General features: G+C 42.9%; 16 protein-coding genes and 1 tRNA gene. 11 read left to right on the top strand and 6 right to left on the bottom strand.

The annotated features are described in order from the left end of the window. The first annotated feature begins 5 nt into the window (after positions 1-5). The 3 genes from RJ41_RS11120 (at position 6) to RJ41_RS18915 (ending at position 2,975) form a co-directional block, all read left to right on the top strand. Positions 6-91 (top strand) — tRNA-Leu (locus tag RJ41_RS11120). 236 nt (positions 92-327) lie between these two features. Further along, the gene (locus RJ41_RS11115; protein WP_039220568.1) at positions 328-2,622 is read left to right on the top strand and encodes a GGDEF domain-containing phosphodiesterase; all 2,295 of its coding nucleotides are present in this window, start codon (positions 328-330) and stop codon (positions 2,620-2,622) included. A gap of 194 nt (positions 2,623-2,816) precedes the next feature. After that, entirely contained in the window at positions 2,817-2,975 is a 159-nt protein-coding gene (locus tag RJ41_RS18915) for a YqaE/Pmp3 family membrane protein (protein WP_014949371.1), read from the top strand. 139 nt (positions 2,976-3,114) lie between these two features. Here RJ41_RS18915 and RJ41_RS11105 read toward each other — a convergent pair whose 3' ends face one another. The 3 genes from RJ41_RS11105 to RJ41_RS11095 form a co-directional block, all read right to left on the bottom strand. Continuing rightward, on the bottom strand, positions 3,115-3,570 hold the full coding sequence (locus RJ41_RS11105; protein ID WP_039220565.1) for a hemerythrin domain-containing protein: 456 nt from the start codon (positions 3,568-3,570) through the stop codon (positions 3,115-3,117). 229 nt (positions 3,571-3,799) lie between these two features. After that, on the bottom strand, positions 3,800-5,155 hold the full coding sequence (gdhA, locus tag RJ41_RS11100) for an NADP-specific glutamate dehydrogenase (RefSeq protein ID WP_052235454.1): 1,356 nt from the start codon (positions 5,153-5,155) through the stop codon (positions 3,800-3,802). Positions 5,156-5,162: 7 nt separating this feature from the next. Next, positions 5,163-6,791, bottom strand: coding sequence for a diacylglycerol kinase family protein (locus RJ41_RS11095; protein ID WP_039220562.1), 1,629 nt, complete (start codon positions 6,789-6,791; stop codon positions 5,163-5,165). 150 nt (positions 6,792-6,941) lie between these two features. Between RJ41_RS11095 and RJ41_RS11090 the strand changes: the two genes are divergently transcribed. Both RJ41_RS11090 and RJ41_RS11085 read left to right on the top strand, forming a co-directional pair. After that, the gene (locus RJ41_RS11090) at positions 6,942-7,472 is read left to right on the top strand and encodes a DUF2878 domain-containing protein (protein WP_039220560.1); all 531 of its coding nucleotides are present in this window, start codon (positions 6,942-6,944) and stop codon (positions 7,470-7,472) included. Between the two features lie 20 nt (positions 7,473-7,492). Then, entirely contained in the window at positions 7,493-8,197 is a 705-nt protein-coding gene (locus RJ41_RS11085) for an SDR family NAD(P)-dependent oxidoreductase (RefSeq protein WP_014979228.1), read from the top strand. A 71-nt stretch (positions 8,198-8,268) separates the two neighbouring features. Here RJ41_RS11085 and RJ41_RS11080 read toward each other — a convergent pair whose 3' ends face one another. Both RJ41_RS11080 and RJ41_RS11075 read right to left on the bottom strand, forming a co-directional pair. Continuing rightward, positions 8,269-9,099 carry an HAD family hydrolase gene (locus RJ41_RS11080; protein WP_039220557.1) on the bottom strand — a complete coding sequence of 277 codons (831 nt, stop codon included), beginning with the start codon at positions 9,097-9,099 and terminating at the stop codon, positions 8,269-8,271. 174 nt (positions 9,100-9,273) lie between these two features. Next, entirely contained in the window at positions 9,274-9,864 is a 591-nt protein-coding gene (locus RJ41_RS11075; protein WP_039220554.1) for a hypothetical protein, read from the bottom strand. Positions 9,865-10,443: 579 nt separating this feature from the next. Between RJ41_RS11075 and RJ41_RS11070 the strand changes: the two genes are divergently transcribed. From RJ41_RS11070 to RJ41_RS11050, 5 genes are all read left to right on the top strand, one after another. Then, positions 10,444-11,490 (top strand): DNA topoisomerase IB, encoded by a 1,047-nt coding sequence (locus tag RJ41_RS11070; protein WP_039220552.1) that lies wholly within the window; start codon positions 10,444-10,446, stop codon positions 11,488-11,490. A gap of 367 nt (positions 11,491-11,857) precedes the next feature. Continuing rightward, positions 11,858-13,372 carry a sodium/proline symporter PutP gene (gene putP / locus RJ41_RS11065; protein ID WP_039220550.1) on the top strand — a complete coding sequence of 505 codons (1,515 nt, stop codon included), beginning with the start codon at positions 11,858-11,860 and terminating at the stop codon, positions 13,370-13,372. A 16-nt stretch (positions 13,373-13,388) separates the two neighbouring features. Then, complete coding sequence (proB, locus tag RJ41_RS11060; protein ID WP_039220547.1) at positions 13,389-14,498, top strand: glutamate 5-kinase; 1,110 nt, start codon at positions 13,389-13,391, stop codon at positions 14,496-14,498. Further along, entirely contained in the window at positions 14,495-15,742 is a 1,248-nt protein-coding gene (locus tag RJ41_RS11055) for a glutamate-5-semialdehyde dehydrogenase (protein WP_039220545.1), read from the top strand. The genes proB and RJ41_RS11055 overlap by 4 nt, the downstream gene beginning before the upstream one ends. A gap of 129 nt (positions 15,743-15,871) precedes the next feature. Next, entirely contained in the window at positions 15,872-16,822 is a 951-nt protein-coding gene (locus RJ41_RS11050; protein WP_039220542.1) for a mechanosensitive ion channel family protein, read from the top strand. A 76-nt stretch (positions 16,823-16,898) separates the two neighbouring features. On the opposite strand, the gene RJ41_RS11045 is transcribed toward RJ41_RS11050, so the two are convergent. Next, on the bottom strand, positions 16,899-17,453 hold the full coding sequence (locus RJ41_RS11045; protein ID WP_039220539.1) for an HNH endonuclease: 555 nt from the start codon (positions 17,451-17,453) through the stop codon (positions 16,899-16,901). A gap of 340 nt (positions 17,454-17,793) precedes the next feature. On the opposite strand from RJ41_RS11045, the gene pnp reads away from it, so the two are divergent. Next, positions 17,794-19,905 carry a polyribonucleotide nucleotidyltransferase gene (pnp, locus tag RJ41_RS11040; RefSeq protein WP_039220536.1) on the top strand — a complete coding sequence of 704 codons (2,112 nt, stop codon included), beginning with the start codon at positions 17,794-17,796 and terminating at the stop codon, positions 19,903-19,905. The last annotated feature ends 146 nt before the right edge of the window (positions 19,906-20,051 follow it).

Below are 20,051 nucleotides of genomic sequence, written 5' to 3'. Positions count from 1 at the left end.
TTTTCGCGGAAGTGGTGGAATTGGTAGACACGCCATCTTGAGGGGGTGGTGAGCATAGCTCGTGCGGGTTCAAGTCCCGCTTTCCGCACCAATTAAAGAAAGAGAAGGCCAGCAAAGTTGCTGGCCTTTTTTCTATTTGACCTTTTGAAAGCAAGAAGACGCAACCAACAAAACAATTGTTGACCTTGTTATAATTGTAACAAAGCGTTAAAAACCAAAAATTACAGGGTGTTATACCTGTTCGTATCTTTATTATTCAGCTATTCTTTTAGCAGTTCATCGTTTTACGCATCTTAAAATTTAGTCTATTCTTCACGGGGCACTAGAGTGCAAAAAACACTAAGTCAGAGTTTATTTCAAACCTTACTGATAGGTATTGTAATAGCATCACTTCTGATTATTGGCGCTGTCTGGCGTTCAGCCAACACCCTAGTAGTTCAAAATATTGATCACGACATTCTCTTGGCTGAAAAAGTATTTGATAAAGTCGTTGCCGACAGGCAAGCCGTTATCAGAAGCGTTTCAAAAGTCCTGTCTCGGTCTTTCGACTTTAGACGCGCTGTGGGCACTGGAAACATACCCTCTATAGAAGCCGCTTTTACAAGCTACGCAGAACGCCTAAATACAAACATCATTGCGTTAGTCAGTTTAGATCACACAGTAGTTGCAACCCATAGCGATTTATTTGAGCCTGGCCAAAACGTAGAAAGTAGCTTATCACTTGTAGCTAAAGGTCAAGATAGTGGCTTTTTTGTTGTTAACAACAACTTGGTGCAGCTAAATCTAATTCGGGTAGAAATTCCAACGCTTAGATATTACATGCTTATTGGTGTTGATTTCGATAGCGATTTATTAAACGAGTTAAAACAACTTGTAGATGCTGAAATTATCATTTCAGAAGCAGGTTCAAATAAGGTTATAAAGGCAACCTTAGATGAAGGAGACGCTCAGCTCATACTTTCATCTGAACGCGACCCGTCTTGGGTAGATGTCACTTTCAAAGACGAGTTGACCTATTTTGCGCGACAGGTAAGTATTGGCTCTGAGCAGGACTTGCCTATGGCGATTACGCTAGCTGTAGATGTAACCTCTTCGTTTAATGCGTTTACTCGCATTCAATTAACCATATTAGCTTTTTGTTTGTTAGCAATACTCGTTGCTATGGGGCTTTCTCTGTTACTAGCACGAAATGTGAGTGAGCCTGTTTCTAAGTTAGTTAAAGCAGTTAATAAGGTGGCTTCAGGGTCCTATGGTGCGACACTTGAAGCGCCATCGAAACTCAAAGAAATTACCGAGCTTGCTAATGCTGTTGATAGTATGCAGGCGAGTATTAAGAGTCGTGAGAAGCATATACGCTATCAAGCAGAACACGATGTGTTAACGGGGCTTTTTAACCGCAACTATGTTGAAGGCTTTTTCGAATCCGAGCTCAAAGAAGGGCGGGCTGTTCAAGTGGTGGCTATTACCGTCATTGGGTTTCGAACTATTAATGACCTGTATGGCTATTCAAATGGCGACAATACGTTAAAAGCGTTAGCTGAGCGTTTACAGCGCTGGCCTGGCACGTCTGCGCGCCTTGCTGGCGGTGAGATTTTATATATATCGCAGGAATCTCTTAATGATGACCAACTGGAAACTTTAAAGCATATACTTGAGCAGCCTGTTGAAAGCAACTTAATTGCTATTCCTGTAAAAGTTGCAATGGCAATTATCGAGTGCCCACAAGATGCTGCATCCTCTGAAGAGCTCTTCAGAAAAATGAATATAGTCACCGATGAAGCCATTCACAGTGACAGTTGGTGTGTTCGCTATCGAACTGATTTGGAAGATAAATATAACCGCCGACTTGCTATTACAACAGAGTTAAAACGTGCTCTTGCCAGTCAGCAGAATGAACTGTCTATGGTCTACCAACCTAAAGTTGATTTAAGGACTATGAAAGTTTGTAGTATGGAAGCGTTAATTCGTTGGAACAACAGTGCACTTGGTTTTGTTCCTCCTGATGAGTTTATCACTATTGCTGAGCAAGCAGGATTGATTGAGCAGGTCACGACTTGGGTTATGCAGCAGACTATTGCCGATTTAGCTTATTTCAGAGCTAAAGGATATGAATTTACTGTGGCAATGAACCTTTCGACTCAAGACATACAAAACAAAGTATTGCTGCGTAAGCTTGTTGCTTTGCTTACGCAAGAGGGGCTTTCCCCTGAGGCGCTGGAACTTGAAATTACTGAAAGTGACTTGGTTGCCGACGCATCGCTCGCCATAGAGAACCTAAATGAGCTAACAGCCCGTGGATTTCACTTTGCGATAGATGATTTCGGCACGGGCTATTCTTCATTGGCGTACTTAAAGAATCTACCAGTCACAACAATCAAGATAGATAAAAGCTTTATTCTTGCTCTAGCAAGCGACGAGAACGATCAACAAATAGTTCACACCGTGCTTAGTTTAGCAAGTGTCTTCAATTTAAAAGTGGTTGCAGAGGGTGTAGAAGATGTTGCGTCGCTAGAAATCTTGAAAGAGTGGGGGTGTGATATCGCACAAGGTTATTTCATCAGTCGTCCTCTTAATCGTTCAGACCTAGAAAATTGGCTGCAAAATACGCCTTTCGGTGAATAGCTTTCTTATTACAAAAAATTTATATTTTTGAAGTCAATGGGATGCTCAATCGTTTATCAACGCTGACATGGCATCTAAAATGCAAACAATTATTATGAAGCGCGAAAATCGCTCCGCAGGCTGAACACTTTCATCAAAGTGTGAGTTTTTTGCCTACTGAGTTGTGAAATTACTTCAAAAACAAGGAATTTACTATGGACATCATTCGTATACTTTTATCAATTTTACTTCCACCGCTAGGCGTATTTTTACAGGTAGGTATTGGCGCGCATTTTTGGATCAATATTCTATTGACTATTCTTGGTTATTTTCCAGGTGTAATTCACGCGGTTTACATCATCGCTAAAAAGTAGCCACCTAAGGGCTTCTGTAAGTCGTTATACGCGCCAGAGCAAAAAATATTAAATATGCAAAAGCCAGCTTTAGTAGCTGGCTTTTTACTTTATGACGCCTTTCGGACTGAACATTATCGCCATGGATACCATGGCTATGTTATGCAGTGAGTTTTTCGGTGTCTAATTCCTGTTTCATCTCTTTTTGATATTCATCAGCAAGTTTTGTTTTCTGGCGGTCATTAAGCACATTACCCGCAACCTGGAAGAACTCTTGTTCTTCGTCAGCAAGGTGATGTTCCACTTTTTCCTGAAGTGCTTTTAAATAACGTAACCATGCAGGTGAACTCATATCGGTGTCATCAAGCTTCGCCAGTAATTCATCAATCTCGTGATGCTCTGCAATACCATGACGGGTCAAATCTGCGGTGGCGTCTTTTTCTAAAAGATGAGAATAAAAGTGGCGCTCCTCAGCAATAGCATGACTTTCAAGCTGTGTCTTAAGCTCTTGATAATATTCACGGCGTGCAGCTGTATCTCCACTTGTTTCAGCTAAAATCTTTAGCAATAAACGTTGCTTCTCATGGTCTTGGCGTAAAGCTTCAAAAATTTTCATGGGTAGTTCCTTATAAATACCTAAAAAATGAATCACACCTGTGGTAATGCTATTTTTATTCCATGAATGAGATATTTGTTACGCGCTGATTTTTAAAAGAAATTTCAAATGAAGTGACATAGAGTCATTGAATTGGGGAAGGGGACAACGCAAATTTTACAAGTTAGTTTCCGATAAATTCACGGCAGTAAGTCCGTGAATTTATCGAAAAAGGGAGATGGGATATGCGCTACACGCCTTGTGCGACCATTGCGTCAGCGAGTCTACGAAATGCTGCTACATTGGCGCCTTTCATATAATCAACGTAGCTGCTTCCAGCATCGCCTTCAGATTTACCCTCATCAACACAGCGCTGATGAATGCTTTCCATAATAGCGTATAACTGGTCATCAAGTATCTTCGCATTGCGCTGATTGAACATGGCGTTTTGGCTCATTTCTAATCCCGACAAGGCGACACCACCCGCATTAGATGCTTTTCCAGGCACATAAACAATTTTGGCATCTAAGAAAAGGGCTTGTGCCTCATTCGTACACGGCATGTTCGCACCCTCTAAAACCATCTTACAGCCGTTATCCAGTAATAACTTGGCATCTGCTTCAAGCAGTTCATTTTGCGTTGCACAAGGTAAAGCAATATCACATTTTATATGCCACGGCTTTTTATCGGCTATCCATTCGCCTATGTTTTTATCTGCCATATCCACAAGAATATTATCTCGGTTAGCGTGGTTGTTAATTGCCCATTTTAATGCCGTATCCGATAACCCTTCTTCAACATGCAGAAGACCCCGGCTATTAGACAGCGAAATAACTTTTCCGCCTTTCTCTACCGCCTTGAGCGCCGCATGCAACGCTACGTTTCCGGCTCCAGATACTGCAATAGTATTGCCTTCAATGTGAGAATTTCGTTGTTTACAAACCGCTTCTAAAAAGTAGATTAAGCCAAAACCTGTGGCTTCAGTGCGCACATAACTTCCACCAAATTCTAACCCCTTGCCTGTCAACACACCTTCGAACCTGTTGTTTAACCTACGGTATTCACCATAGAGATAACCTATTTCTCTAGCGCCTACGTTAATATCACCAGCAGGTACATCTGTGTTCGCGCCTATGTGTCGTTGCAATTCACGCATGAATGCTTGGCAAAACAACATAATATCTCGGTCTGAGCGTCCTTTGGGGTTAAAGTCAGAGCCACCTTTTCCGCCACCCATGGGCAAGCCAGTAAGTGCATTCTTGAAACACTGTTCGAAAGCAAGAAACTTAAGCACCGATAAGTTGACGGTAGGATGAAAGCGCAAGCCACCTTTGTAAGGGCCCATGGCTGAATTGTGCTGTACACGCCAACCTTGATTGACTTCAATATTGCCATCACTGTTCATCCACGACACGGTAAAATAAATAATGCGTTCAGGCATGCAAATGCGTCTTATAATATCGAACGCTTTGTAGTCTTTGTTTGCATTGTAAATAGGAACAATATCTTCTAATACTTCGTGTACCGCCTGTAGGTATTCCGTTTCGTTAGCAAACTTCTCATTAAGAAAGGTATAGATTTCTTCAAAGTTACTTTTCTGAGTCATGTACTGCTTAATCCTTTTCTTCAAAATTGGTGAGAACGTTAAGGCTTCGAGGGCATGTTTTTATCTCAAGCTTTTCGCCTTCGTAGATCTCGCCGTCGACAGCATACGCCGTGGGCTTATCAAATGTTAACGTTATGCTTGATGCGCGTTCGTGCCGTATTGATTCAGATTGCTTCTTTGCTTCAGCTGGACTTAGCACTAGCTCTGCTAACGATGCGAATTGTTTATCAGAGCTGGGCTGAGGTAGTAGCCAGGTCAAATCAAGCTTTCCATCGGTGATGTCGGGCGGCTCAGCGCCCTGAGCAAGTGCTGTGGTCATTGGGGCTGCGTTTGCAATAACAAAGCTCGGCGTTTCTAAGGTTTCAGCTGGCTGGTTGTCTTTTGCTACTTTAAACGTCATGTTTTCGTTATTTGAAATCGCGTTCCATAGCCCTTTTAGGTAGGCAAACTGGCCGCCTACATTCTTTTCTTCGCGATCAGCGGCCGAAATCATTTTTTCCTCGAAGCCAACTGCTGCTACCAAAAGCATAACGTGGTCGTTACAGGTCGCGGTATCTATGGCTAAGGTGTTGCCCTCTATAATGATGTCACATGCTGTACTAATAGGCATGACTTTACTAATGTAGCCATGCAACACTTGGCTCAGTGCGTTTGCTGTACCAAAAGGGATAATCCCCATGGTAACGTCGGTGTTGACCAAAGCCGATGCGACTTCAGTTAACGTTCCATCGCCTCCGCATGCGACAATAATGTGGGCGCCGTCTTGTTTTGCCTTTTCTGCTAGTGCCTTACCATCTACTTCAGGTGTGGTTTCTTTCACGGTCACTTTGAATTTTTCATTTAATCGAGAAAGAACGTCATCTCGGTATTGCTCCCATTTACCGCCACCAGCAACTGGATTAACGATAAGGGTTAGATTCTTTTGTAGTGAAAGTAGGCCACCATCTCTAATCTGCTGCAGCGATGCTAATTGACGTTTGTTGAGCCTTGCTGTTTGGCGTATCTGGTTAATTTCACGTAATGCATCATCTACACTCAACGAAGGGTTTTTGGCCAGTAAATAGGCTGCAACCACCAGAACAGAGCGACCTCGTCCAAGCGCACAATGCACAACAACATTTTTCTTTTCAGAAATTTGCTGATTCAACCAATTTATTGCTAAAACAAGTTGTTCAGGAGTGGGGCTGGTATGGTCGAGTACCGGTACGTTTAAATAGCGGTAATCTTCTTGATATGCCGTCCAATCCAGTCCATCAAATTCAGCGGTTACGTCAAGAATGGCATCAATGTTGTTTTCGTTTAAAAGGCTAACATGTTTTCCCGACATGCGGCACGCAAGGAATAAGTGCGGCTCGATTTTTTGTAGAGGAGGGACTTTATCCGTTCTGCGTGCGTATTCATTGTAAAGCCAAGAGCCCAGTAAAAAAGGTACAAAAATCCAGCGTATGTAGAATGGTATTGAGCCATCCTCACGTTTGCGAAACAGACTTGGATAGTTGAGCAAATAGGCGCTGCTTACGGCAATAAGGGAAAATGCAATCCAACCAAATACCACTTTTAACAATATCACTGGCACGGTCAGCGTTAGTGCTAACGCCACTAATGTACCAAGTACGTAATACTTCACCATTTTCACGATTAACACATCCTTTGTAATTGGAAAGAGCAAACAGTCTATGCATCTATACTTACACTGGAGCGTTTTCGTTTACTTTTGTCGCAATAGGGTTGAACTATCACGTACCGGTAAACGTATGCTTTGGTATTGAAAATATGAGCGTTTCAAATGAAGAATAGTGCGGTACTAAAGGTTGCGAACTTTGTATGGTTCCAAGGAATTTGGTGGCTGGTCATCTTATTCCAGAATAAAGCAGTAATTCCAGTGTTAGGGTTAATCCTTCTATGGATAGTCATTTCGCCCAAGCGAGTGGAAGATATAAAGCTAATGGGCACGGTATTTTTACTGGGCACGGTGGTTGATGCACTTTTAACCCTAAGCGGGCTGTTCATTTTTAACGAGACAGAAACGCTGGTCAGCTTCTGGCCAATTCCAATTTGGCTAAGTCTTTTATGGGCAGCCTTTGCAGGTACGGTCTATCACAGTTTAACTGCCTTTAATGGTCGAATGGCCGTTGCGGCGCTTGCTGGAGCTATCTTCGCGCCGCTCAGTTATATCGCCGGCGCCAAATTCGGCGCGGTTGAATTGGGCGCAAGCGTTGTGCTTTCTTATATTTTTATCGCTCTAGTGTGGAGTGTAATCTTCCCGCTGTGTTTTTATTTATCCAATCGTTTTGAGGCAAAACAAGCCCAAGCGTAAATGCAAGGAGTGTATTGGCAATGACGAAAAACGTATTAGTTACAGGTGGAAACAGAGGTATAGGTCTAGAAATAGTAAAAGGAATGCTGTCTAAAGGCTATAAAGTGCTTATGGGGTGTCGAGACGAAGAGGCCGGCCTTGAAGCCAAGAAAGATATTGTGGGAGGGGATTTGCATATTATTGAGATGCCTCTTGATAACGAAACCGCCATCGTCGATGCGTTTGTTCGAGCTGAGGCCGTGTATGGCCCTATTGATATCCTCATAAACAATGCAGGTATCTTAGACGATACGCCATGGAAAGATGTAAATTCTGAGACGTTGGCTAAATCGATGCAAATTAATGTGAACGCCCCGCTTACACTTATCCAGCAAACGTTACCGCAAATGATTGAGCGAGGTTTTGGACGTATTATCAATGTAAGCTCTAGTTACGGTAGCTTCGCCGAGGGGCTGAAAGGGCCAATGTGCTATGCGATAACAAAGGCTGCTATTAATGCGCTTACGGTTAAGATGGCAGCGGTAGTTGATGAAGCTGCTGACGGTAAGTCTCTTGATGTAACCGTTAATAGCATGACCCCGGGTTGGGTGCATACCAGAATGGGTGGAAGTGATGCGCCCAAAACGCCCGAGGAGGGAGCAGATACGGCTATTTGGTTAGCAACCATGGAAGAGGGCGGCCCCCATGGCCAATTCTTAAAAGATAGAGAGCCTATAGAGTGGTAGCCTTAATTAACTAACCTAATTCATATAGTTTGAAGGCTACCATTTTCACGATGCTTTTTAATCAGCATCTTCTAAAGTGAGAATCGCTCTCGTAGAAAGCGGGCGATTCCATCTTCATCGTGATGCCCAATGACGGAAGTGGCGGCGTCTTTGATATAAGGTTTAGCGTTAGAAGGTGCATAAGCCTCGTCTGCTAGCTTAAACATACTTAAATCATTATCACTGTCGCCAAACACAATAACGTTGCTTGCATTCAACTGTTGGCGCAAAAGCTCTACCGCACTCCCTTTATTCGCAAGATTGTGGTGAACATCCATCCAACGATACTCATTTCCTTCGATAGCGGGGCCTGAGTAAGCAATGAGCTCTTCGTGCATGTTCAGCTGTTTATACATGTCATAAACAAGCGCAGCGTCGCCAATCATACTGATATTAGTAATATGTGCACTAGCAGGTAACGACTCGATTGACGCTAATCTAGCTTTCGTTCGCGAAAAGTATTTTTCGATTAAATCGTGTTCCACCTGATGCTTCGGCGACGAATGGTAAATCACGTGTTCGTGGTCAGCACTATCCATGTTTACCGTGTTAATAAACGGCGTGATATTGTTCTTAACTGCGTGGTCAATAATAAGATTGACTTCACTAGGGGCGAGTAAGTTTTCCAGTGTTAGCGCATTTCCGCTTGGATCCCATATAGCTACGCCATTATTGTAAATATGCGGAAGGACAAAAGATTGACCTTGCAAAACAAATTGCGCAGAGTGCATAGTGCGACCTGTAGCAACGGTGAAGGCAATATCCTTTTCGCTAAGTAAGCCCAACGTTTCTTTTGTAAACGCAGAAATTTCTGAAGACTTATTTAATAATGTCCCATCTAAATCAAAAAATATCAAATCCATACAGTTGGTGCCTAGTTTTAACATAACGCCGACCAAACGCTAAAGGGCAATGCACAGCACATTTGGTATGTTGCCCTTTAGCGCTTTTAAATACGGCTAACTTCATCAATGCGTTATTGTCACTTTATCATATTCTCTGTTTAAGCAGTGTTTCATATCATGTAATTAATCTTACTAGCGAATGGATTCAACCACTTTGTCGGTGTGCTGCTTTAATAACTGCGAAACCTTAGACGATGACTGTGAATTTTTGAGATTGATCACAAGCGCTACCTTACCAAACCTAACCGCATGCCTAACGGTCTGGATAACTTGATTTCTGTCTGGGCGTAGACCAATTAAACCCGCAATAAATAACCCAATGAATATACCTGGGCTGATCAGTGCTATAAAGGTAAATAATGGGTTTTGCTGAGTAAGCGCAGGCCCGAATAGTGTTAATAAAGAAGCTGCGACAAGGCCAACAATAAGACCAACTGACCCTAGCAATAAGTGCGACGACCACATACTTTTGCCAATGGATGCACTATTGCGTTCAAGCTTTTCGCTCATATGCGGGTCGCCCGCTTCAATAATTTCTATTTGAGACGCTTCAACCGACGTTTCTTCTTGTACAATTTCTAATACTTCTTGCACTTTTATTTTTGAAGGGAACACAGCCGCCACTTGCAACTCACCGTTTGATACAACGTTGGCTCTTAAATTCACATGTTCGTTGCCACTGGCGTTATCAGAGTTAGTACTGTTCGGATTTTCAATGGTCATTTTTACATCCTCGACTTCTTACTTGGACTCTATGAATTGATTCGTTTTACTTGCAAGTCATAACGAGTGGCTGGTTATACCAGCACTGAACATACAGGTAACTCGATCGCTAATGTCTTAGATATTCAAGTTGCATTCCGGCGAACAAGTCTCGGTGCTCATACTTTAGTTTGGGCTGTGGCTGTATTGGATTTATGTTGTTGCTTTTAATAAGGATTTTTCAAAAGTTAAATATGATTTAGTTACTGGGAAGGTAATTTAGGAAGGTGCTTTGAACATATCATAAGAGGTTTATGGACCCTCACTGACTGGGACAATTACTTACACTGTGATTATTTTACACAGGGTGTGAAAAATCGTTATAGCCATGGAATCAATATGTTACATAGACATAAGGCTCAGAGGAAAGGCCACCTGTATGTTGTGATCATTTCTCAACGTTCTTCTGTAAGTTTTAGTTATACATTTTGCTTTGGCTATCGTTTTAGTTTTTTTATGGAAAGCGCAGCGAATCTGAGCGGCCTTGGCATAACCTTAACAGAGAGTCTTATTTGAGGTTAAGAAAAGGAGCAAGTATAAATGAAACGGATTAAGGGCTATTGCAACGTCTACTCTGATGATAGCCATCTATCAATAAGGCGCATCGCTTGCGGTGATAAACGGTTTTACTATCGCTATGCAAGTGGAAAAAAAGTCACAGGAGAGCGCGTGCTAAAGCGTATCAAAAAGCTTGTCATTCCTCCAAATTGGCGCGACACTTTTATCAGCCGTGATAGTAAGGCGAGTATTCAAGCCGTCGGCTATGACGAAAAAGGACGTAAACAATATATCTATCACAACAAATGGCACGAGCAGCAGCAAGTAGAAAAATTTGAGCGTTTGGTTGCCTTTGGTAATGCACTTCCTGAGTTCCGTGAGCACTGTCTTTCATTAATTTCACAGCCAACATGGACGCAAGAAAGAGCTTGCGCGCTGGTGTGCCTGTTGCTCGATTACACTGGTGCTAGAGTTGGCAACGCTCAATATAGCAAGGAAAATAATACATATGGGCTAACCACATTGCGGCGCAAGCATGTACAAGCGCAGTGTGACGATAGCGTTGAACTTGCTTACATCGGTAAGCATGGCAAACCAAGAACACTAAAAGTAAATGACCCTGAGCTTGCTACATTAGTTTGTGACTGCGCACAACAACAAGGTTATTGCTTATTTCGTTATCAAGATGCGAACAAACATTGGCATGACGTAACAAGTGAGGACGTCAATGCGTTTATACACTCTGAGTTAAGTAAGCAGTTCAGCTGTAAAGACTTTCGGACGTGGGCTTCTAGCCGGTTTGCATTAACTAACCTTCCGCATGTCTATGAGCAAGTGAACACTTCTAAAACTAAAAAGTGGGAGAGTACCTTAAGTAAAGTTGTAGCAGCAGAGTTGGGTAATACTCCTACTGTATGTCGAAAATATTATATTCATCCGAAACTATTTACTGTGAAAAATGACGAAAAGGCGTGTGAGAAGCTAATTAATCGGGTTCGTTCGCTTCATAGTGAAGATTGTACGCAACTTACCCATTTACTACCTGTAGAAAAGCTTCTTTTGGATGTTATTTCGTCTGAGTACGCGTAACAAAGTATTTTTAATGAAAATGTTTTAGCTGATGGTAAAGTTGCTGTTTTTTGCGACTTTTTAGCTAAAGTTAAATTGTTTCATAAATGACCTGGTGTTTTTAAGTTATTGATAATAAGTAGTTTATTAAATTTTTTTTAGCTTAGTATGCTGTGAAACATGGTTGGTGCTAATTTGAACATAAATGCCTGTTAAATGATGTTGTTTAAAAATTGCACTTGAAATTTTCTATCAGATCCTTATATTGTTAGAGCTCTAATGATTATTGTTCGATTTAATTATTTGCTTTTGAATCTGAATTAGCAAAGGTTGAATGGCGTTTTCATTTACGAGTTTTCGAAGAGCAATAGAGGAAATAACGAACGTTATGCCAATGGAAAGTTACCTATCACTAGCGGTGTATTTTATAGCGATGTTAGGGATAGGGTTGTTTGCTTACCGACAATCTACCAGTGATATATCTGGTTATATTCTGGGGGGGCGACAAGTCAGCCCTCAAGTGACTGCATTGTCAGCAGGTGCATCTGACATGTCTGGCTGGATGCTAATGGGCTTACCAGGTGCAATGTACTTAACCGGTTTCGATGCGGTTTACATTGCAATAGGGCTAGTTGCAGGTGCGTTGGCCAATTATTTACTAGTAGCACCAAAACTTCGCGTTTATACCGAAGTAGCGAACGACTCGCTGACTGTGCCTGAGTTTTTTGCGAAGCGTTTTAATACGCCTAACTCAAGCTTACGTATTGTTTCAGCGGTGATTATCGTATTGTTTTTCACGCTATACACCTCTGCCGGGTTAGTTGCAGGTGGTAAGTTGTTTGAAAGCGCGTTTTCAGTCGACTATCAGCTAGGCCTATTTATTACGCTGGGTGTAGTGGTGTCTTATACGCTACTTGGTGGTTTCTTGGCAGTAAGCCTTACGGACTTTGTACAAGGGTGCATTATGTTCGTTGCGCTTGTGCTGGTTCCAATTGTCGCGTTTACCGAGTTTGATAGCGTGTCGCAAATGACAAGCGCTGCTTATCAATCTGTACCAAATTTTTCTGAATCGTTAGAAACGCTAACGATTGTAGGGTTGCTATCGAGTTTAGGTTGGGGCTTAGGTTACTTTGGACAGCCTCACATTATTGTTCGCTTTATGGCAATTCGTTCTGTTAAAGCCATTGGAACGGCAAGAAACATTGGCATGTCGTGGATGACAGTGACAATTATTGGTGCATTAGCAACTGGTTTTGTGGGTATTGCTTACGCTAACCAGTTTGGTCTTGCAGTTGACGACCCAGAGACGATATTCATTATCTTCTCACAGTTGCTGTTTCACCCACTTATCAGTGGATTTTTAATGGCCGCTATTCTAGCCGCCATAATGAGTACAATTTCGTCGCAGCTATTAGTTAGCGCAAGTTCGTTAACAGAAGATATTTACCGAGTAATGGTAAATAAAAAGTTTTCAGAAAAATCGTTAAGCGAAAAGCAAACGGTAACAATTGGCCGATATGGTGTTGCAGGTGTGGCTGTAGTTGCATTGCTGTTGGCTATGGATGCGTCGAATACAATTTTATCTTTAGTAAGTAACGCTTGGGCCGGTTTTGGCGCAGCATTTGGTCCGTTAGTACTGTTTTGTCTGTATAAAAAAGATTTAACAGCGAAAGCGGCAATGGCGGGCATGATCAGCGGTGCGGTAACCGTACTATTCTGGATTTACGCGCCCGTTTTAGCTGACGGTAAAACGTTAAGCAGCGTTATTTATGAAATTATTCCAGGGTTTGCGGTGAGTACGTTAACGCTTTATTTGGTAAGTCGCTTTAGCGAAAACCCATCGTCAAACGTACAGGCAACATTCGCGCAAGCCAGTGAAGAATTAGCAAATCAACAATCTTAAGGTTAAAAAGTTTATTATGAGTCATCCAAATTGGAAACGCGTAGTCATCAAAGTGGGTAGTGCATTGATATCGCCCAACCAACAAGGTTGTAGCAGTCATTACCTTTTGAGCATTGCGCAATTTATCGTGCGATGCAGAGCCAACGGTACACAAGTTGTACTCGTGTCTTCTGGTTCTGTCGCAGCAGGCGCGCACCTGTTTCCAGAGCAAGAAAAGTCAGACATTGCGGTTAAAAAAGCAATGGCAGCAGCGGGTCAAACCGAAATGATTGCCACGTGGGACAGACTGTTTGATTTTCCGTCTGCTCAGATGCTGTTAACGCATGCTGATTTGCGAGACAGAGAGCGTTACGTAAGTATCCGTGAAACGATATTCAGTTTATTGGATAACAATATCCTGCCTATCGTTAACGAAAACGACACCGTTACCACCGACAAATTGAAAGTGGGTGATAACGATAATTTATCGGCCATGGTGGCGTCGGCGGCTGAAGCAGATGCACTTATCATCTGTTCAGACATTGATGGGTTGTACGATAAAAACCCGCATGAACACGACGACGCACAATTGCTTAAATCAGTTAATACCATTGATCAAAGCATTTATGACATGGCTGGCGGTGCGGTAAAAGGCGGTGTAGGCACCGGTGGTATGCGCACTAAAATTGAAGCGGCCGAAAAAGCCGTTTCGCATGGTATAGATACATATATTATTAACGGCTTTACTGAACTGTCGTTTAATATGCTGCTTGCAGGTGAGAACCCAGGCACGCATTTCGTACCTCATGCCAAGCCAATGCAAGAAAATGTGCATTGGATGCGCCATACGTCAAACGCGCAGGGCGAGGTGATAGTAGAAGGGGACTTCGATGCCTCTTTAGACAGCGACGCAGAGCAACTGACAAGTAGCGAAATTATTGACGTGAAAGGTGAGTTCTCGGTGGGGGACACTATTTTAGTACGTAAAGAAGACGGCACTAAACTGGTAAAAGCCAAGTCGAACTACAGTAGCTGTTTACTGAATTTTATTGCGAATCAGGAAAATGAAGAATTCGCCCACGAGTTTGAGGAAAAAACCGGGCCAATTATTTCTGATCAGCACATAGCAAATCTGGAGAAAGAATGAGTATTATTACAGAGTTAGCACAACAGGCGAAAAAAGCTGCACGTACACTGGCAATTTTAAGTGAAAGCCAGAAAAACGCGGTGTTAACTGATATGGCCGCGGCAATTCGTGCAAATAAAAGCAAAATTATTGAAGTAAACGAAAAGGAAGTAGCGCGCGCTAAAGAAAATAACTTAGACGCAGCGATGGTTGACCGCTTAATCCTAAACGATGAGCGTATTGAAGCCATGGCTGAAGGCATCGAAGTTATTGTTGAACTAGACGATCCTGTGGGCAAAGAGCGTGTTATTGGTACTCGTCCTAACGGAATTGAAATTAAGAAAATGCGTATACCGCTTGGCGTTGTGTGCATGATATACGAAGCACGGCCTAATGTTACTGCCGACGCTGGCGCGCTGTGCTTCAAATCGGGTAACGCTGTGATTTTACGTGGTGGTAAAGAAGCATTGGATACCAGCTTAGCGATTGCTGAGCTTATGCAAGATGTGTTGGAGAAACACAACTTGCCGAAAGCACTGGTTACGGTTGTTCCAAATCCTGACCGAGCATTGATGCAAGAGCTAATGGAGCAGCGTGATTACATTGACGTAATTATTCCTCGTGGTGGTGAAGGTCTTATCAACTATGTTACCGATAATGCCAAGGTGCCGGTAATCCAGCACTTTAAAGGTGTGTGCCACCTTTATGTAGATAAAGATGCTGATTTAGACAAAGCCATGGCCATTCTTCTAAACGGTAAAACACAGCGTACTGGCGTGTGTAATGCGTTGGAAGGTCTGGTTGTACACCAAGCCGTTGCGGGTGATTTCTTACCCAAAGTGGCCGATGCCTTTAAAGAAAAAGGCGTTAAAGTTCACGTTAATGAAAAAGGTAGCCAGTACTTTGATGGCGCAGACGTGATTGCAGAAGACGCATACGGTGAAGAGTACCTAGGTTTAGAAATCGCTATTCGTGTAGTTGACGATTTCGACGCTGCGGTTGACCACATTGCGCAGTTTGGTAGTAACCACACTGAAGTAATTTGTACGGAAGATGCTGAAAAAGGCAAGTTATTCCAACGCGCAGTAGATGCAAGTGTGGTAATGGTTAACGCCTCTTCGCGCTTCTCTGACGGCAGCCAGTTAGGTTTAGGTGCAGAAATTGGTATTGCAACGACTAAGCTACATGCATACGGCCCAATGGGATTAGAGTCGTTGACCTCTGAGAAATATCTAGTGAACGGTGAAGGCCAAATTCGCGACTAACTAATGTTGTTGTAACTGGTCGGCATTGTGCCACGAGTTTACATGCTTCATAATGAAAAGCGCTGACATTCGTCGGCGCTTTTTTATTTTTATTCAAAGATTTACCCTCGCAGCACAGATGGAGCATACATGGAGATCGTGATAGACCCTAAGCAGTTATGGAACCAGCTTATTGCCTTTGCCAGTGAGTATAAACTGCTGACATCACTACTACTTTTAATTGTATTGCACTTCATCAAAAAAGGTATGTTGCTGCTCATCAGGCGTATTAGCTCGCAGCGCGGTGAAGACAGAAGAAACCAGATTAATATTTTAGAGCAATTAGGTAACGCCTTTATCATCATTGTATTAATGATGGTGTGGAGCTCTGAAATACAAACGCTCGCGATATCCATTGCCGCGTTCATGGTTGCCATAGTTCTGGCTACCCGTGAATTTATTCAATGCTTTATGGGCTTTATTTACTACCTAGGCGCAAGGCCGTTCAGGGTAGGGGACTGGATCCAAATGAACAACATCATTGGTGAAGTGGTAGAAATGGACTGGGCAAAGACAGCGCTTTTAGAAGTTGACCCAGAAAGCTTTAACTACACGGGTAAACACGTTTATGTACCTAACAGCCAGCTAGTTACCCAAACCGTGCGTAACCTTAACTTTATGCGCCGCTACCGTTTACACTCTTTTGAAATTGTTAACGAGCCTACCGTAAACGCTTACAGCTTGTTACCCGCTTTTCATGCCCGTGCACAAGCGCACTGTGAATACTTTCGCGATGTAGCAGAGCGTTATAAAGGCTTAATTGAACGCCATTTAGAACAAGAATTTATTCGTATAGACCCAGAGGTTGAAATCAAAACCAATGAGCTTGCAAAAGTGGTGGTGAAGGTTAGCCTTTTCTGCCCGACTGCGGAAGCCCATGAGCTAGAGCACAAAATGTGCTCCGATTGGTTAAGCTTGTGGTTTAGAGCGCAAAAAGAAGAACAGACAATGCTAATGCAGCAGCAAAGCGAGCATAACAACGCCAACCTTCAAGCGTCGGCTACAACAGAACGGCAAACAACAACGAGCACTGGGCTGTAAATTTCTATCAACGAGCGATCTGTTTCTTAAATTACTGGTCGCTCATTGCTATTCATTACACTTCATCCGTCACACTTCATTCGTTACATTTCCATTCCCGCTGGTGGGAAAAATGTCCTTCTAAAAATGCCATCTGGTCAGCCAGTATGCGTCTGTTCATTAAATAAAAACGCTCGTAAACATTGGGCCTAAAGGGCACAGCGAGCAAAGGCATATTCGCTTCTTCGGGTGTTTTCGCTGCTTTAGCATGATTACATCGCTGACAAGCCGTGGCTACGTTCGTCCAACTATCTTTTCCGCCGCGAGAGCGGGGAATGATGTGGTCTCGCGTAAGTTGTTTAGGCGTAAACTTGTTGCCGCAATACATGCACAAATAGCTGTCGCGTCTAAATAAATAGCGGTTTGTAAGGACAACTTTGCCAGATAAATCTGTCACCTTGCCGTCGCAAGCGATAATGCTTGATAGGGTAAGTTCGCTTTGCAGCCCTTCGTGATTCCAGCCTCCTTTGAGTGTTATGGCATCACTGCCTAGCTCGAATAGCACCTTATCTTGACTGTAAAGCTTTGCGGCTTGTTCAACATCTATCCACTCTTGTGGCATGCCTGCTTTATTAAGTCGAAGTACCAACATGGTTATCTCCTTTAGCACACTAATATTAGACGTTCTTGTTGTGAAGAATTCTTATTGCCCGTTTATGGTTCAAAGTACTGTTTACGGGTTGTTTATTTGTTCGCTTTTTGTTCTAGCATACGCTGTTTTGTGTCAGTATGATGAAAATATAGTCAATAATTGAAATTTCACAGATATTTCATATAGTCATGGTGCTATAGGTGATAGCGATTTAGCGCAGATTCACAAAATAAATTCCACGCGGGGCTGTATTTGGCAATGGCATTACAGCTACTTCAAAGCTATACTATGCGCCGCGTTTAAAAGCGATAAAATAAAGATTGAAATTAAAGGACAAATAGTGACTCCTATTACTAAATCATTTCAGTATGGACAGCATACTGTAACTCTAGAGACGGGTGTAATTGCTCGTCAGGCAACAGCTGCGGTTCTTGCGAGCATGGACGACACGTCTGTACTGGTAACAGTAGTTGGTAAAAAAGAAGCCAAAGCAGATCAAGACTTCTTCCCACTTACTGTTAACTACCAAGAAAAAGCGTACGCTGCGGGTAAAATCCCAGGTGGTTTCTTCAAGCGTGAAGGTCGTCCATCTGAAGGTGAAACACTGATTGCACGTCTTATCGACCGTCCAATCCGCCCATTATTCCCAGAAGGTTTTAAAAACGAAGTACAAGTTGTTGTTACTGTAATGTCTGCTAACCCAGATATCCCTACAGACATCATCTCTATGATTGGTACTTCAGCAGCCCTTGCTATCTCTGGTATTCCTTTCAACGGCCCAATCGGTGCGGCTCGTGTTGGTTATAGCAACGGTGAATACATTCTAAATACACGCGCAGAAGAGCAAGCTGAAAGCGAGCTTGACCTTGTTGTTGCGGGTACTGAAGGCGCAGTACTTATGGTTGAATCAGAAGCGAACGTGCTTTCTGAAGACACCATGCTAGGTGCGGTTATGTTCGGTCACGAGCAAATGCAAACTGTAGTTAACGCAGTTAACGAATTTGCTGCTGAAGTTGGCACTGAGAAGTGGGACTGGGCACCAGAAGAAGAAAACACTGCGCTTAAAGACAAAGTTAAAGCACTAGCTGAAGCAGAAATGACTGCGGCTTACCAGATTTCTGACAAGTTAGAGCGTAAAGACGCGGTAACTGCAGCAACTGAAAAAGCGCTTGCAGCCATTATTGCTGAAGACGAAACGCAAGATCAGAAAGAAGTACTAGACCTTCTTCACGAACTTGAGTCTGACGTTGTGCGTTCACGCATTCTATCTGGCGCGCCGCGTATCGATGGTCGTGACCCAGCAATGATCCGTGCACTAGACGTAGCGACAGGTATTCTTCCTCGTACTCACGGTTCTGCACTATTTACTCGTGGTGAAACTCAGGCACTTGTAGCTGCTACGCTTGGTACAGAGCGTGACGCACAGATGATTGACGAGCTTCAAGGTAAGCGCGACAGCCGTTTCATGCTTCACTACAACTTCCCTCCATACTGTGTTGGTGAAACCGGTATGATTGGTTCGCCTAAGCGTCGTGAAATTGGTCACGGTCGTCTAGCGAAGCGTGGTATTCAAGCAGTAATGCCAAGTGAAGAAGAATTCCCGTACGTAGTACGTGTGGTTTCTGAAATCACAGAATCAAACGGTTCATCTTCAATGGCGTCGGTATGTGGTACTTCACTAGCGCTTATGGATGCAGGTGTTCCAATTAAAGCGTCTGTTGCGGGTATCGCAATGGGCCTAGTTAAGAGTGACGACAACTTTGTTGTACTTTCAGACATCCTTGGTGACGAAGATCACCTTGGCGACATGGACTTTAAAGTAGCGGGTACTACCGAAGGTATTACTGCACTTCAAATGGACATTAAGATTGAAGGTATCACTAAAGAAATCATGCAAATTGCGCTTAAACAAGCAAAAGAAGCACGTTTGCACATTCTTAAAGTAATGGACGAAGCGATTGGCGGTCACCGTGAAGAGCTAAGTGAATTTGCTCCACGCATTTACACAATGAAGATTGACCAAGACAAGATTCGTGACGTTATCGGTAAAGGCGGCGCAATGATCCGTCAAATTACTGAAGAGTCTGACACTAACATCGAGATTGAAGACGACGGTACTATCAAAATCTTCGCGACAGAGCGTGCGAAAGCAGACATCGCTATTAGCAAGATTGAGCAAGTAACGGCTGAAATTGAAGTTGGTAAGACTTACAACGGTAAGATTACACGTATTGTAGACTTCGGTGCGTTTGTAGAAGTACTTCCAGGTAAAGAAGGACTTGTTCACATTTCACAAATTGCTCACGAGCGTGTGAACAAAGTAACTGACTACCTGGAAGAAGGCCAAATGGTTGACGTTAAGGTTATGGAAATCGATCGCCAAAACCGTGTACGCCTAAGCATTAAAGAGCTTCTAGAAAAGCCTGCGCCTAAGTCTGACGACGCAGAGTAATGCCGATTAGGTTTTAAACCTAGTTAGCTGTATATAAGTAAAAAGGGAGCTTGGCTCCCTTTTTTCGTTTTAGGTTTTAAAAGAGATAGCGGGTTGGGTTTCATCCGTTAACCCACACATTCAAACCATAACGAAAAACGCTTTTT

The organism is Alteromonas marina (genome assembly GCF_000808575.1).
Lineage (GTDB): Bacteria > Pseudomonadota > Gammaproteobacteria > Enterobacterales > Alteromonadaceae > Alteromonas > Alteromonas marina_A.
Note: the sequence above shows the minus strand (reverse complement) of the source record. Positions and strands in the feature narration are given on the sequence as shown.

Coding starts and splice junctions, on each gene's coding strand:
- RJ41_RS11090 (WP_039220560.1), top strand. CDS start 6,942: ATGAAGAATAGTGCGGTACTAAAGGTTGCGAACTTTGTATGGTTCCAA.
- RJ41_RS11075 (WP_039220554.1), bottom strand. CDS start 9,864: ATGACCATTGAAAATCCGAACAGTACTAACTCTGATAACGCCAGTGGC.
- RJ41_RS11045 (WP_039220539.1), bottom strand. CDS start 17,453: ATGTTGGTACTTCGACTTAATAAAGCAGGCATGCCACAAGAGTGGATA.
- gdhA (WP_052235454.1), bottom strand. CDS start 5,155: ATGACTCAGAAAAGTAACTTTGAAGAAATCTATACCTTTCTTAATGAG.
- RJ41_RS11070 (WP_039220552.1), top strand. CDS start 10,444: ATGAAACGGATTAAGGGCTATTGCAACGTCTACTCTGATGATAGCCAT.
- RJ41_RS11085 (WP_014979228.1), top strand. CDS start 7,493: ATGACGAAAAACGTATTAGTTACAGGTGGAAACAGAGGTATAGGTCTA.
- RJ41_RS11055 (WP_039220545.1), top strand. CDS start 14,495: ATGAGTATTATTACAGAGTTAGCACAACAGGCGAAAAAAGCTGCACGT.
- RJ41_RS11105 (WP_039220565.1), bottom strand. CDS start 3,570: ATGAAAATTTTTGAAGCTTTACGCCAAGACCATGAGAAGCAACGTTTA.
- RJ41_RS11050 (WP_039220542.1), top strand. CDS start 15,872: ATGGAGATCGTGATAGACCCTAAGCAGTTATGGAACCAGCTTATTGCC.
- putP (WP_039220550.1), top strand. CDS start 11,858: ATGCCAATGGAAAGTTACCTATCACTAGCGGTGTATTTTATAGCGATG.
- RJ41_RS11080 (WP_039220557.1), bottom strand. CDS start 9,099: ATGGATTTGATATTTTTTGATTTAGATGGGACATTATTAAATAAGTCT.
- proB (WP_039220547.1), top strand. CDS start 13,389: ATGAGTCATCCAAATTGGAAACGCGTAGTCATCAAAGTGGGTAGTGCA.
- RJ41_RS18915 (WP_014949371.1), top strand. CDS start 2,817: ATGGACATCATTCGTATACTTTTATCAATTTTACTTCCACCGCTAGGC.